Genomic DNA, 14,444 nt, shown 5'->3' on the forward strand with positions numbered 1-14,444 from the left:
CGTAAATCAAGATTTACTTAAATCATCGCTAAAGTAAATAGCGCGGATATCTACAGGTAATTTGTCTTCTAGCATACGATAGCCTTCTTGAAGAAAATTGGCTACTTCGATAGGGGCGATCGCTTCTCCTTCGGCTTGCAGATAAGCAGCGATTCTAGTTTCGCTCCAGTGGAAAGTCTGAGCCATCAACACGATTAATCGCAAAACTGGTTTTAGTTGGTCTAATGCTTGTTCTACATAGCACCATAGTGGTGGAGAAGTCGCCTGGAGAGAATAATGAATTGCTTCTGTGGGTGGTATTTTAATCTCGTTAATACAGAAAGCTGTCATATTGATCAACCAATTTTGCATGGTTAAGGCTTCTTCGCCTGATTCAGCGTTGGTTAAATTTAGTCCACCGAGTTCGTAGTAGATATGACGCCAAGTCAGAGCAAACAGATAATCTGCTTGCACAGGCGATCGGGCCGAATGCCGAATCAAGGTGTACACTATCGGACTATAGCGGCAAAAAATCACTGTAAAGTACTTTCCTGCCTCTGGATAGCGCTGAAACAGGGTCAGCAATTCATGGTCACTGTGATGAAACAGCGACTTAACTAGTGGGTGATTAGCTTCAGGAAAATGAGGAATTTGCACAAGCCTTTCGGTTGATAGTTGTTAAAATATCTTTGAGACTCATAGCCTCGTAGTTAAACGCATAATACTTGGTATTGCTCAGTTTGTAGCTGAGACTCACATCAGTTGAGTATTGATAAACTAAAAACAAAGACTTAATTTTAGTCTGAATCGACAATCATAAAAAGCGACTCCCTTATACAATCCTTGATTTGTTCATGGTTATAGCAGTTAGTGTGATATCGTTCCTGTTCAATCCTGTTATAGGCTCTTTTTTGCCTTCCCTGCCCTTGGATAGCCTGTTTTCCACCCAAGGCATTATGGTAATACTGCTGGCGGCGTATGCTGGCGCAATGTGGATGTTTCTTACTAGTGCCCCGAAAGTACACACCGTTATGGTGTCAGATTTGGAGATTGCACGACAGCTGTATGAAGGTCTGCTAGATTTACCAGCAGCAGATGTGCCTTTGCACTACTACTACAACTACGAACAAACTCTAGGCGCAACTGGGATCGATCCACTTTATATGTCCGCAAGTCCTACCATGTCAGGCAGGATGATGAATAATGCTAACGATGGGCTGTGGTATCAATTAAAGAAAAACATCCAGCTACACGTTATTACTGGCGCTAGTTTAGGCAACAAAAATCAACAACGCCACGTTTGTTTTGACCGTGACTGCTTGGAAATGATTTTAATGCGAGTTGAAACACGCGGCTTGAAGTTCAAGATTCGCAACCAGAAACCCCTAAATTTTTTGGTTAAGGATTATGAAGGGCGCGTTATTGAACTGGCTGAAGTTGCAAATTAGTTATTAGTCATTAAAAGTAGGGTGTGTTAAGGCTTTGCTTAATGCACCCTATATCTTTGTTTGTTCTACTGGCGTGACAAGCCTTAAATGTTGCAAAAAAATTGTAGGTTGGGTTTCGCGTTGCTCAACTCAACATAGATAAACGCACTATTTTAGCTATGTCACGCCACTACTTATTGCCTCAACTCAATTGTTCAAATTTAAATTTCCCTTTAATCAACTTGTTAAAGTATTGACCTCTAGACGGTGCATTGTCTAAGTCTTCCTTGACACTATGAGGTACTTTGAAATACTCGTAAACACTTCCACTATCAAATTCAATAGTTAGTGTTTGAGTTTTTGGATCGTAGCTAAATTCCTTAATCACGCTGCCTTCAGGCTTGAGTAATGGGAAGGCGATCGCATCCCGAATACTGGCACAATCAGTTAATAACATTACTAACCGATCAATCCCAATACCTAAACCACCTGTAGGTGGCATTCCATACTCAAGGGCAGTCAGAAAATCCTCATCTACGCCCTGCGCTTCTAAATCACCAGCGGCTTTTCTCTGGGCTTGTGCTTCTAGGCGTTCTCTTTGGTCGATGGGATCGGTAAGTTCTGAGAAGCTGTTAGCAGTCTCGCGCCCTACTATAAATAACTCAAATCGTTCCACCAAGCCAGGCTTATAGCGGTGAGGCTTTGCTAAAGGCGAAATTTCTACAGGATAGTCAATTACAAAGGTAGGTTGAATTAAATTGGCTTCTACCTTTTGCTCAAAAGCTTCATTTAAGAGTTTGCCAATCGATTGCACATCTTCTATAGCTTCAAGTCCAGCATTTTTACTTGCTACCTTAGCTTCTTCCAAAGTTTGGAAAGAATTAAAATCTAAGCCCGTAATTTCTTTAACTAAATCGTGCATTGTTACCCGACGCCAAGGTGGTGTCAAATCTATAGGTTCCCCTTGGTAGGTAATTTGCAGTGTACCGAGTACCTCTTGGGCGACAGTGGTAATAATCCCTTCTGTCAACGCCATCATATCGTTGTAGTCAGCGTAGGCTTGGTAAACTTCAATCGTTGTAAATTCAGGATTATGGCGAGTCGAAATTCCCTCATTGCGGAAAATTCTACCTAACTCAAATACCTTTTCAAAACCACCCACAATCAACCGTTTGAGATGGAGTTCTGTGGCAATTCGCAAATACAACTCCATTTCTAGGGTGTTGTGGTAGGTGGTGAATGGACGTGCATCTGCACCCCCAGCTTCACTTTGCAAAACTGGCGTTTCAATTTCTAGAAAATCCCGCTGTTCTAAATAACGGCGAATACCGGCAGTAATTTGGGCACGACGGCGGAAAGTTTGCCGCACTTCCGGGTTAACAATCAAGTCAACGTAGCGCTGACGGTAGCGCTTGGCAACATCTGTCAACCCATGCCACTTGTCGGGTAGGGGCAAAAGGGATTTCGTGAGGATGGTGTATTGTTTGACGTAGACAGATAACTCGCCCTTTTCAGTCCGTTTGATAGTACCTTTTGCTCCCAGGATGTCGCCGGCATCTGTGAGTTGTTTCAAATGATTAAAAGCATCGGCATCAATATCTGTCATGCCTTCTTGGATGCGATTTTTCTCTAGATAAAGCTGAATTGTGCCAGTTTCATCTTGCAAGGTGAAGAAAGCCAGTTTACCGAAAACGCGACGCGCCATAATGCGTCCAGCAATGGCAACTTCTAAATCAACTTCTTCACCATTGGGTAAATCGGCAAATTGTTCTTGCAATTGCGCTGCATGATGGGTAGATTCCCAACGATAGGCGTAGGGATTGGTTCCTAGCTGCTTAAGCTGGTCTACTTTTTCCAGCCTGGCGGCACGGATATCTTCTTCCGACATAGTAACGAACTAAATAGGGCAAGATTAATTATAGATGCTGCAAAAGTTGGCAGTAAGAGATATTTACGCTTTGCAGGCTACTTTCAGAATGCCATGCACAGACGCAAAGCGTCTTGTCGTCAGACATCGCCGCTAAAGGAAATGCACAATGACACAAACTAGAGTGCGCTTGTGGAATATAGATGAATATCACCGCATGTTTGAGACAGGTATTATTGCAGCCTATGAGCGTGTGGAACTGATTGAAGGGCAAGTAATTCCCATGAGTGCTAAAAATCCTCCCCACGCAGCCACAACGTTGTGTGCATCTGACTACCTCAAGCGCCTGCTAGTGGAAGTTGCCTTAGTTCGGGTACAAGATCCCATTCGGTTAAGCCAATACTCGGAACCTGAGCCAGATATTGCAGTTGTCCATATCAATCCCCGAAAGTATATTGACCACCATCCTGCACCCAATGAAGTTTTTACGTTGATTGAGGTAGCCGATACGACGCTAGAGACAGATCGTAAACAAAAAGCGCCTCTCTATGCTAAAGCAGGAATTATTGAATACTGGATTTTGGATGTAAATCAGCGTCAGGTTTATGTTTTCCGTGAACCTGGCTTGGAAGTTTACAATCAAGAATTTATTTTGAAAGAAAATGCAACATTATCTTTGATTGCATTTCCAGAAATAGAAGTCCAGATTAGTCAAATGTTTCCTTAAATTTCAAAACGGATTTTGTTTGACTGTTCATAGCTTAAATATCATCTAATTCAAGTTAACCGCTTAATTCTCAGCTTACTGATAAGTTCATGCACCATTAGCGCACTTGACACTTGTCTACAAACCAAATTGTAAACATTTAAATAGATTCAGGTGTATAAAAGCCTAAATGTGAACTTATCTACATCAAAAGATTTCCAACCTTTATTTTTGTCCTACTTGTAGCGAATATCGAGATAAGATTGCTTTCATCTTTAAGTTAGTAAATTGCATGATCGCATTTACAAGATCTTGCTGGTCTGGTTGCAACTTTAATGTTTCTAATGCTTGATAGAAGTTATTCCCAGAACGCAGTTTTTGAGCAAGTTGGGTACGTTGAGAAGAGCTTAAGACTGCATTAATCTCTTTGTTTCTACGTTGACGTACAGCCTGGAGTTGTTGGCGTTGTTGCGGAGTCAGGTTTATATCGGCAGTTGCGGCTGAGTATGTTACAGGGTTAGCAACTTGGGCAAAAATATCACCATAATTAGTATGGAGTTGAACTGGTGCAGCCAAAGTAATTCTAGGCAGGAAAAGGGTAAGAACCAGAATATTAGCCAATACAAACAGTCGTTTTGTCAAGTTAATTTTCATAATGCACTAACTCATGAAATAATAAATTTCACATAAAAATAGTGCTGAGTAGAAGAAAGCTAAATCAGGACGGGCTAAACACCCCGCTACTGCTAACAGCACTTAGTAATTAGCACTACTGTGATCTTTTCATTCTGTCAATTTCTTGTTGTAATTCTTCAATTTTACGGCGTAAAGCTTCAGCTTCATTTTCACTAGTTTGGGCTGCAACATTTACTGAGCCGGAAGCAGGCGATCGCTGATAATTTCCTCGGCGAATTTGCTGATATTCTTCTGATACTGCCCATTGCCGTAAATAGTGCAAGCGTTCCACAGCAAAAGGATGGCTCAGCATCGTTCCTTGCACGCCACTATACATTAAGAATTTATACACTTGATTCAGTCCATCTTCATCCAGTGCTTGATAACTTTCTGACTGACGAATAAACTCCTGTAAACTGCATTCATGGGCATATTTGATACTACCACCAGCAACTTTCATCATCGAAGACATCACTGGGTTCAAATCATCCATCACTAACAGTGCAGCGCGATCTGAAGATAACTCGGCTTTCCGCCGCCATTCAAAAAAGGCATAAATCAACCCTTGACTAAGAAAGTTTCCTATGCCAAAGGTTAATTCACCTAAGGCAGATGCAGCACTCATCGCCCACATCGCCATTTGAATTAAAATAGTATGACCACATTTAATGTGCCCCAGTTCATGGGCTAGTACCACCCGAATCTCGGCTTCGTCTAGTAAGTCTAGTATCCCTGTATTTATGACTATGTAAGGATTCTCTTGCCCCAATGCATAGCTATTTGCTTGGGGATCTTGTGAGACAAATAGTGTAGGCTCTGGATAAATATCCAAATCCCGCACACATTCCCGAAACATCTGGTAAATAGTGGAATATTGGCGCGGCCCGACTTGGATGGTGTTGCCCATTAGATAGACTAATTGAGGGCGTTCGTAGACAAATTCCACGAATTTACGAGCGATTAAATCAAATCCTGGTAAGTTTCGTAAAGCTTGCTCGGCTTGGCGATCCAGTGGATGCCTGAAGGCTTCGCTGGAAATTCCTGTGTAAGTTGGCATAATTCAGGGGGATTGGTGATTGGTGATTGGTCATTAGTCATTGGTTTTACAAGGGACAAATGACTAATGACAAGATAATAGAAATGGGGCTTTGTAAGTAAAAATCACTTTGTATGGGATTAAAAGCGTGTGATTGAGGCAGAAGTTCATTTGTCACTACATAACTTTTTGCGATCGCAGGCGGGTTTCCCTTCCTGGCCCCATCATTTGACGATGGCACGGTTGGTAGCACGCGCCTTGCGCTTAGGACGTAGCGCCTTAATCCAAGTAGGGGCAGTTTGTGGGTATCAAGGGCGCTATCGCACTAGTTTTGTTGCATCAGCATTGATGTGGCATGGGCCTGTAATTATTGTTGCCCCAGAAATAGTACAGCAACGTCTGCTACAAGTGGAAATTCCTCGGCTACAGCAGTGGCTACCAGCCAACAAGCCAATCAGGACAGGTGACACCTGGCCAGGTAGCGAGTTCCAAGGACTGTTGTTGACCACTCCAGAAGCTTGGTTAAGAGGTCAGTTGAATGATCGCGATCGTTTTCCTCATGGTATTCCCACAATAATTGATGGAGTGGATGATCTGGAAGATTGGGTGCGTCATCAGCTGACTCAATCTATTCAACCGCATGACTGGGATCAACTTATGCTCGCTTGTCCAAGCCAAGCTGAAGCAATTCGCTCTGCACGAGTGCAACTGACACACGAACTGTTCCAGCATCCTGCTAATCCTTATGAATGCTATCTGATTTCTCAACCAGAAGCCGAGATTTTAAGCCATCTTTATTCAGTATTGGAATCAGCCAATATCCCTGATGTCTGGAAACAGTTCTGGCAGCAATTTCAAAGCTTTAATGAAAATCTTTCTCCCTCATCTCCCCTTCTCTGGGCGACTATTGCCCGTCGTCAAGGTTTATTTTCTTTGCACTACGCCCCAATTGAATTAGCGGAAATACTTTCACCCATTTGGCAGCGGCAACCTGTAGTTTTAATTGGCAGCGCCTTAGAATCAGAAACAGAGGCTCCTCTTTTTTGCCAGCGCTTGGGTTTGGACGATTTAACTTGCTTAAAGTTTTCCTCGGATAGCCAAGCGGAAGCAATTCAACTGTATGTACCCTATAAGTTGCCTTTACCTAACACGCCAGAATTTCAAGCCGCATTTATTCACAAAGTCCGTACACTGGTTTGCCTAAGTGCTACATCGCCAGGATTGACGGTTGTGTTAGTGGGAGATGTGCCACTCAAGTCTCAAGTAGGGGCAATTCTGGCTTCAGAGTTTGGTTCGCGGGTGCAGGTGGAAAAAACTTGTTTGGACGAGAATGGTATTTTGGTCAGTGGTTGGGAATTTTGGCGAGAACATCAAACAGTCTTGCCTGCACCCCAGCTGTTAATCATTGCTACTTTACCCTTGCCATCTTTGGAAAATCCTCTTGTAGCTGGTAGGGTAGCTCACTATAAGCGATCGCATCAGGACTGGTTTCGTTTATTCTTGTTACCAGCTGCTTTGAATGAATTGCAACGCGCGATCGCGCCAGTACGAGAAAATCAAGGTATCGTTGCTTTACTTGATAGTCGCGTGGTTAACCGTAGTTACGGCGCTCAAATTCTTGCTGCTCTAAGTCCTTTAGCACGGATTAACTATCTTGACCCAAGTCTGTTTTCTAATACTAGTGAAGAAAATTCGGCGTAAGGTAAGTTGACAGTTATTTATTCTCTTGTACTGACTATTTACGTTTTGTCAACCGAAGCGCGATCATCTCATAGCAAGCGCTATTATCAGTTTGAGCAGAACATTCCAAGTTTCATCAACTGCCACATTTTCTATTTGCATTAGCAGTAAAATTTACAATTGCTGTTGTGCAAGTAATAAATCTGCCAGTATGAACCTAGAACCTACATTGAATTTTAAATTTTGAATTGCTGATTATGGGTGAAGCAAAACGTCGTAAAACCACACTTGGAGAGAAATACGGTCAAGATACTCGGATCTTACCTTGGGTTCCCATCACCAAAACTCAAGGTGAATTATTTGTCGCTTGGACTACTCGCGGTGCCTGGATAGGTATTGGTATTATGGTTGTTGCATGGGTGACTATCCGTTTTATCGGCCCAGCTTTTGGTTGGTGGCAAGTAGTCTTATAAGTATTTATATAGTTTTATGAATGGTTACACTGAAGAAGTATAACCGTTCATAAATAGACTTTCATCAAAAAATTGGTGGGAGTGTAGAATACCAAAAGTGAAAGTTAGTTGTTAATTGTTAGCAATTAATTATTGATTAATAACTGATAATTCAATACGCTTAGTGTTATGGCTAAAAACCATAAAATTAGTAGGTTGAGTAGAGCAGAGCGAAACCCAAGAATTATTTTTAACTTGACTGTAGTAACTTATAGTTAATAACTATTTTTGTTTGTTAGCAGCCAACTTTTGGTCTGTATCTTGTATTTCTAAAAGTTCTGGGATAGTTACAAAACGATAGCCTTGCTTTCTAAAATTACTAACAATTTCTGGTAAAGCTTGCACAGTTCTGGAACGATTACCACCACCATCATGCATTAGCACAATACCACCAGGTTTTGAATCTTTGATCACATTATTGATTAAGTTTGGTACAGTTGGCAGCTTGTAATCTATGGAGTCAGCTGACCACATCACTACAGTATATTTTTTGTTTTTGGCATAAGCAGCTAATCCATTATGTAGCATGCCACCAGGTGGTCGGAACAAAGTTGTTTTAGCACCTGTAACTTGATAAATTAGGTCTGTCGTACGTTCAATTTCAAAAGCAGCTGCCTGTGGATTGAAAAAATGATACCAGTGATGCCAAGTATGGTTAGCAATCACATGACCTTCAGTTACAATCCGCTTCCCTAATTCGGGATAATTTTTCAAGTTCTGTCCAACAACAAAAAATGTTCCTTTGATATTATTTGCTTTGAGAATATCTAATACTTGGTCTGTGGTCTGAGGCCAAGGGCCATCATCAAAAGTAAGAGCAATCACTTTTTGACCATGAGTAAGTTTTGCAGCCTTAATTATTACTCCTTGAAAACTTGATGGTACAGAGTAAGAAAGTCCCTTTGCTTGTGCTTCTTGTTGCCAAGTTGTGAGCATCGCCGCCTTTAATCCCTCAATGCGCTGCTGAGTTCCTACTTTCGCTGCTATATCTGTTACATATATATTCTGTCTATTCTGAGCCTCGGAGAAATTTGATTTTACAAGCATCATAAAACCAAGGCTGAAAGTACCGCATAATGCAAGCAGTGTGATTAATATTCCTTCCGGCCAGAGAAACGATTTATTGTTTTCCACTTCATAGCTCCTTCAAGGGTCGAACCATCGGTAAAAATTTGACGGTACGTTGTAGCACATTTTTTCTAGATACTCAAATACGCAGTTACTCTCTAAATAATCCTGAAAAATAGAAGAGAGATTAACAGTAATTAAAAAATCGTGAAGAAAATTATACAGATTTGACCGAAGTCAAAATTGGTTGGCTTTGGACATACGCTGGTTATATGGCAATTGGTACTATTTAATTTCAACTACGCGTCTATAAAAGGTAAAGTCTGCATTTCCAGACTTTCACCGTTAGCTTTAAGAATGAGCGTAATTGAATAATTAACCGCACTTCAATAACCATGCTACTAGGAGCCAAGTTATAACTCCTGTTTTTCCTCTAACCGCTAATTGCTTGTAGACAGTTTATCCGGGAGTCCGTAGCCTTACGGGTTTTGTGCCTCTGCCAATGAGGTGGGCTAGTGAATTATTGGATTAATATACAGAATTAACACAAGGGGTATAGTAACCGCCTAGAAAAAATCTAATGGACTAATAGTTCATTCTTGATAATGTATATTCTACTGTCTATGACTATTCCTTCCTTTTTAAGAAAAAGTTAAATTTTTAACATACTGATGTTGCCTTTGACCTTCTGAGAAATAAATAGACGCAAATCAAGTTAATATAGTTTCTCATTGCCAAGGGGCAGTTATTCGTTAACCTAGATACTGTTCACTCATTTACTAAAAATAATTTCATCGGTAGCTTCTTTCAGTTTTTGATACTGGTACATCAGCCTAAATTGCTTGAAACTTTTTGTTTGCTACTGTTTACCTCAAGTCAAGGAAGGCAATACATTATTAATAGTGCAATTCAATATGCAATGTTACCGTATTTATACGGTAATTGATAGGAACTTTATGAGAAAAGTGTTAAAATTGTAGCAGCTATCTCATATAGTTATTTCAGCATTAAGTGTTTCATGATAATGTCTTTTTTTTACCAACTATACTAGATAAATCTGTATTTTCGTGTTTAACAATGCATCTAAATTTAGTTAACAAAACCTCACAAAGCAGGCTGAAGAACTTTTATGAATTTAAACGTAAAATTATTTTTATTTCCCCAGAGTGACAGAAAAGGGCTAATTTCAGTAATCTTATTAAAAAAAACTGCCCTGCCACTCCAGTAAAAACTGACATCAGTAGTCAACTGAATGATTGCAGAGTCAAAGAAATTTCCTGTATATTTAATAGCCAGACGTTGGCAAATAGGTTCACTAAAAGTTATGAACCCTTACTAATAATGCTCCAGCACAAATATAAGGCTTATTTAGCTGGCTCTGATGTTTTAGTAAAGCCTCCAGTTTCCTTCAAAGTATAGATAGGACGTCCTTTAACTTCTTCATAAATACGTCCAATGTATTCGCCTAAAATCCCAATACAAAGTAATTGTACAGACCCTAGAAACAACATTGCAATTGTAATTAAAGTGAAACCAATTAATGGAGACACCGGGTCAAATAAACGCCAATATAGTACTAGCAATATCATGAATAAGGCTACACCAGCTGACAGCAATCCTATATAAGTTGCCAGTCTTAAGGGAACAGCTGAAAAGGAAATAATTCCGTCAACTGCTAATGCCCAAGATTTACCAAAAGTATATTTAACTTTGCCAGCAAAACGAGGATTTCGTTCAAAATGTATGGCTGTTTGACGAAACCCTATCCAAGCTCGTAAGCCACGAATGTAGCGGTTGCGTTCAGGCATTGCATTGAGAATATCTACCACTTGCCGATCCATCAAGCAAAAGTCTCCTGTATCAGCAGGTATGTCTACATTAGCTAGCCGCTGAAGAATGCGATAAAAAGCATAGGCAGTGAGACGTTTTAGCCAGCTTTCCTTTTGGCGAGATAAACGCTGAGCATAAACTACTTGGTAGCCCTGTTGCCATTTTTCAATCATCTTTAAAATTAGTTCTGGGGGATCTTGGAGATCAGCGTCCATGACGATAATACTTTTGCCTTGAACAAAGTTCAAACCAGCTGTGACTGCGATTTGATGACCAAAATTCCGAGCAAAACTGAGATAACGCACACGACGATCGCAATGGTGGAGTTCACGAATCATACTTAAAGAGCGATCGCGACTACCATCGTCAATCAAAATCAATTCTACTTCGCCATCTAACTGTGCTGTTACATTAATCAGACGCCGATACATTTCAGTGATATTTTCTTCTTCGTTATAAATAGGGATTACTAGAGAGTAGATTGGCTTAGTCACAGTTATTATCTAGTTTATGTCACCTTTAATCAGAGAGATTTACTGTAAAATAGTTGCTGTAATTTGTCATATAAATATAAATTTTTGTGCAAATGAATAGAAAAAATTATATACAGTTATAAAAGTGAATCAACCTATTATCAAAAAATTATTCCAATTTTAGATATGCGTCCATTCCGAGACAAAGAATGGCTATTGAGCTTGCTCGTGGGATCTCTGTTTTTGTGGCTGATATTTTTGGGAAATTCGCCCTTACGAGACTGGGATGAAGGTACAGTAGCACAAGTTGCCCGTGAAATTTGGCGTGCTCCAGTTGGTTCAATGCGTTGGCTTTACCCCACTTTGGGAGGTGAACCTTATCATAATAAGCCGCCTTTAGTACACTTACTAATTGCTTGGGCTTACTCAATTGGTGGCGTAAATGAGTGGACAACACGTTTACCTGGTGCGGTGTTAACTGCTTTGGGAGTGCCTTTGCTTTACTTGGTGGGGCGTTTGCTTTTTAACCAAAGCTTACCAGCTCTGTTTGCTGCTTTGGTTTACTTAACAATGTTGCCTGTGGTGCGTCACGGACGACTGGCGATGCTAGATGGTACGACTATTACTTTTTTCCTGCTGTTGTTGTTTTGTTTGCTGAAAGCGCATCAGAACCAACGGTATGCTCTAGGCGTGGGATTTTGTCTAGGGCTGATCACTCTGACAAAGGGAATGATAGTTTTGCTATTGGGAGGTATTGTTTGTTTATTTCTCTTGGTACGACAATTAACTTTATTAACAAGCCCTTATTTTTGGGTGGGAATATTTTTAGGAAATGCTCCAGTGATCGCTTGGTATGCTGCTCAATGGCAACATTATGGAAGTAATTTTTTACAAGTTAATTTTCAGGCCCAGACTTTTGCTCGTCTTGTACAACCTGTTGAAGGTCATAGCGCACCTCCTTGGTACTATTTAATTGAGCTACTTAAATATGGTTTTCCCTGGCTGTTATTTTTGCCGGGAGGGTTTTATCTAGCTTGGAAAAAGCGTCATACTACTTGGGGTTGTTTAATTCTGATCGGCACAATTGTTTACTTAGGAACTATATCTTTGATGAGAACAAAACTGCCGTGGTATGTTATGCCTGTTTATCCTTTTTTAGCTTTGGCAATTGGTGCTGAACTCAATGAATGGCAACAACATAGTTTTAAAACGCGAATTTTGGCAATATTATTTGCTGTTATAGCTATTGCAGGTTTAGGAGGTTGTGTTTACTTTACTATTGCAAATCCTCAGCCTATTTTAATTGTTATGAGTATAGTTTTAACAATAAGTATGAGCATCGTAGCATGGCTGATTGAACAGCGCGATCGCCAGTTTATTCCAGTTTTATTTACTGGGATATACTTAGTTTTAGGACTGCTAATGAGTTCACAATCATGGATTTGGGAGTTAAATGAAGCTTTTGCAGTTAAGCCAGTTGCTACATTAATTCGCAAGCATGTCTCACCAGGAACAACAATTTACACCTCTTTTGCTTATGGTCGCCCTAGTTTAGATTTTTATTGTGATTGCAAAGTTATTCCCCAAAGTTTGCCAATTTTAAAACAAAAGTGGTCAAATAAATCTTATTTACTCATAGATAATGCAAGTTTACAGAAAATAAATTTACCAGATAGTAACACTCTTGGTACTGCTGAAGATTTTACTTTAATTTCACCACAAATTAATTAAGATTTAAATATTATTACTTTTATGTATCAGATTTTGTATATTCTAACCAAGCCATTTGTCATGACCATAATTAATCCATTGTTGAACTAGTCCAATAACAGAAATCGAAATTAGCCACCACAAAGTGTGATATTTTGTTTTCCCAGGAATACAACGATATAAATATCCCAAAGCTACGAAAAAGAAGGGAACTGCAAATATATATCTTCCCAAGCTATGCAAACGATCTTGAGTAAAAAATATAATAATTGAGTGAGCGCTAGTAAAGTAAATACAAAACCAAAAAAGATAGTTACTCGCTAATGTTCTAGTGTAATTAGATATCAATAGTTTGTGTGAATTGTCTTGGAAAATTCTCTTTTTTAACCTTATAAAATTAAAAACATATAGGCAGATTAGCAGAGGTGGATATAATATTAAGATATTTTGACAAAACTTGTATTTAGGAACAAATGCATTTTGTGGTTGAATGAGTTTTAAATAAACAAAAATAATTGATAAAAATAAAATAATCAAAGGTAAATACAAACCTAAGAGGTCAATTAGCAAAGATTTAGGAAATAATAATAGTTCTAAATGTAGACCTAAAGCTTTTCCCCAGTTTTTTTGAGCATGGAAAGGAGCAAGAAAATCACCTCTAGTTTGTAGACAAAAACTTCCGTAAATAGAGTAACCTAACAATGCTGATATCCACATAGTCATAGATATTTTAAGCTCATATTTATATTTTTTGATACTAATTAATAAATTCCTCCAAGAATAAACTTTTAACTGCAAAATTTCTAATGTGAGCATTGTGATGATTGCTGCTGTGGTCGAAAAAAATATTTGGAGTAATACTGGTCTAGTTAAAGCCATCAAAAGTGTAACGGCGAATATAAAACAAAGTTTTATTTTTTCATCGAGTTTTAATTGTGGTAAGCAGACCCAAATAAGAAAGGTGCTAAGTGTAGCAAATAAGCTTTCTGTGTAACCTATAACTCGGAATATTGCCATAGGATTTAGAGTATAAGCTAAAACTAGCCAGAAAGTTAGATATAAGCGTTGTAAGCCTATTTTTAAAACCCAAAAAAGTAAAAAAGTAGAAATAAAGAATAATGTAGTGGCAACTATTAAAAAATAGTGTGCAGCCTGCGCTATAGTTTGTGGATGAAAAACATTACGGATGATAAAAGGCCAAAGGGGATAAAATGCCTGACAACTGGGATTTATAGCCATCTCAGCGTAAGCTTGTATATCCCAGTAGTAACTTTTATGGGGTAACTGTGGAGGAATTTCTCGAACTAATTGAGATGATGAAAAAAACTTATTAAAAGCATCAGGATAAATCAGCATCCCTACAGCAGTACAAAGGATAAATGCACTACATATTATTAAAGATAAAATTAAGATGATGAGTTTTTTTTGAGCTTTCATTTATTGCAGCAATACATATAATAAAACGAAAAATCCTACAGTAA

The 14,444-nt window shown here is 39.2% G+C and carries 12 protein-coding genes; 5 read left to right on the forward strand and 7 right to left on the reverse strand.

The genetic code is table 11. From position 1 onward, the window contains the following. Nucleotides 1–6 precede the first annotated feature (6 nt). Nucleotides 7–636, reverse strand: coding sequence for a sigma-70 family RNA polymerase sigma factor (locus HCR01_RS19850; protein ID WP_193197827.1), 630 nt, complete (start codon nucleotides 634–636; stop codon nucleotides 7–9). A 197-nt stretch (nucleotides 637–833) separates the two neighbouring features. Between HCR01_RS19850 and HCR01_RS19855 the strand changes: the two genes are divergently transcribed. Continuing rightward, nucleotides 834–1,427, forward strand: coding sequence for a glyoxalase-like domain protein (locus HCR01_RS19855; protein ID WP_193197828.1), 594 nt, complete (start codon nucleotides 834–836; stop codon nucleotides 1,425–1,427). A 181-nt stretch (nucleotides 1,428–1,608) separates the two neighbouring features. Here the strand turns inward: HCR01_RS19855 and lysS are convergent, their stop codons facing one another. Then, nucleotides 1,609–3,294, reverse strand: coding sequence for a lysine--tRNA ligase (lysS, locus tag HCR01_RS19860; RefSeq protein ID WP_193197829.1), 1,686 nt, complete (start codon nucleotides 3,292–3,294; stop codon nucleotides 1,609–1,611). Between the two features lie 148 nt (nucleotides 3,295–3,442). On the opposite strand from lysS, the gene HCR01_RS19865 reads away from it, so the two are divergent. Then, on the forward strand, nucleotides 3,443–4,000 hold the full coding sequence (locus HCR01_RS19865) for a Uma2 family endonuclease (protein WP_193197830.1): 558 nt from the start codon (nucleotides 3,443–3,445) through the stop codon (nucleotides 3,998–4,000). 204 nt (nucleotides 4,001–4,204) lie between these two features. Here HCR01_RS19865 and HCR01_RS19870 read toward each other — a convergent pair whose 3' ends face one another. Together HCR01_RS19870 and HCR01_RS19875 are read right to left on the reverse strand one after the other, a co-directional pair. Further along, nucleotides 4,205–4,633, reverse strand: coding sequence for a hypothetical protein (locus HCR01_RS19870; protein WP_193197831.1), 429 nt, complete (start codon nucleotides 4,631–4,633; stop codon nucleotides 4,205–4,207). Nucleotides 4,634–4,748: 115 nt separating this feature from the next. Beyond that, nucleotides 4,749–5,711, reverse strand: coding sequence for a M48 family metallopeptidase (locus HCR01_RS19875; protein ID WP_193197832.1), 963 nt, complete (start codon nucleotides 5,709–5,711; stop codon nucleotides 4,749–4,751). A 129-nt stretch (nucleotides 5,712–5,840) separates the two neighbouring features. Between HCR01_RS19875 and HCR01_RS19880 the strand changes: the two genes are divergently transcribed. Further along, nucleotides 5,841–7,391: a helicase C-terminal domain-containing protein gene (locus HCR01_RS19880; RefSeq protein WP_193197833.1), complete on the forward strand. Its 1,551-nt coding sequence runs from the start codon at nucleotides 5,841–5,843 to the stop codon at nucleotides 7,389–7,391. 236 nt (nucleotides 7,392–7,627) lie between these two features. Further along, nucleotides 7,628–7,843: a DUF2839 domain-containing protein gene (locus HCR01_RS19885; protein WP_193197834.1), complete on the forward strand. Its 216-nt coding sequence runs from the start codon at nucleotides 7,628–7,630 to the stop codon at nucleotides 7,841–7,843. A gap of 261 nt (nucleotides 7,844–8,104) precedes the next feature. On the opposite strand, the gene HCR01_RS19890 is transcribed toward HCR01_RS19885, so the two are convergent. Next, nucleotides 8,105–9,016, reverse strand: a complete 912-nt coding sequence (locus HCR01_RS19890; protein ID WP_193197835.1) for a polysaccharide deacetylase family protein — start codon at nucleotides 9,014–9,016, stop codon at nucleotides 8,105–8,107. A gap of 1,298 nt (nucleotides 9,017–10,314) precedes the next feature. Further along, a complete protein-coding gene (locus HCR01_RS19895; RefSeq protein WP_193197836.1) occupies nucleotides 10,315–11,274 on the reverse strand; it encodes a glycosyltransferase family 2 protein in 960 nt (319 codons plus the stop codon). Between the two features lie 165 nt (nucleotides 11,275–11,439). Here HCR01_RS19895 and HCR01_RS19900 point away from each other — a divergent pair, with 165 nt between their 5' ends. Beyond that, nucleotides 11,440–12,984, forward strand: coding sequence for an ArnT family glycosyltransferase (locus HCR01_RS19900; protein WP_193197837.1), 1,545 nt, complete (start codon nucleotides 11,440–11,442; stop codon nucleotides 12,982–12,984). Between the two features lie 42 nt (nucleotides 12,985–13,026). Here HCR01_RS19900 and HCR01_RS19905 read toward each other — a convergent pair whose 3' ends face one another. Beyond that, nucleotides 13,027–14,400 (reverse strand): mannosyltransferase, encoded by a 1,374-nt coding sequence (locus HCR01_RS19905; RefSeq protein WP_193197838.1) that lies wholly within the window; start codon nucleotides 14,398–14,400, stop codon nucleotides 13,027–13,029. Nucleotides 14,401–14,444: the final 44 nt, after the last annotated feature.

It is taken from the genome of Nostoc sp. MG11 (assembly GCF_014904695.1).
GTDB lineage: Bacteria > Cyanobacteriota > Cyanobacteriia > Cyanobacteriales > Nostocaceae > Komarekiella.

Coding starts and splice junctions, on each gene's coding strand:
- HCR01_RS19855 (WP_193197828.1), top strand. CDS start 834: ATGGTTATAGCAGTTAGTGTGATATCGTTCCTGTTCAATCCTGTTATA.
- lysS (WP_193197829.1), bottom strand. CDS start 3,294: ATGTCGGAAGAAGATATCCGTGCCGCCAGGCTGGAAAAAGTAGACCAG.
- HCR01_RS19865 (WP_193197830.1), top strand. CDS start 3,443: ATGACACAAACTAGAGTGCGCTTGTGGAATATAGATGAATATCACCGC.
- HCR01_RS19870 (WP_193197831.1), bottom strand. CDS start 4,633: ATGAAAATTAACTTGACAAAACGACTGTTTGTATTGGCTAATATTCTG.
- HCR01_RS19875 (WP_193197832.1), bottom strand. CDS start 5,711: ATGCCAACTTACACAGGAATTTCCAGCGAAGCCTTCAGGCATCCACTG.
- HCR01_RS19885 (WP_193197834.1), top strand. CDS start 7,628: ATGGGTGAAGCAAAACGTCGTAAAACCACACTTGGAGAGAAATACGGT.
- HCR01_RS19900 (WP_193197837.1), top strand. CDS start 11,440: ATGCGTCCATTCCGAGACAAAGAATGGCTATTGAGCTTGCTCGTGGGA.
- HCR01_RS19905 (WP_193197838.1), bottom strand. CDS start 14,400: ATGAAAGCTCAAAAAAAACTCATCATCTTAATTTTATCTTTAATAATA.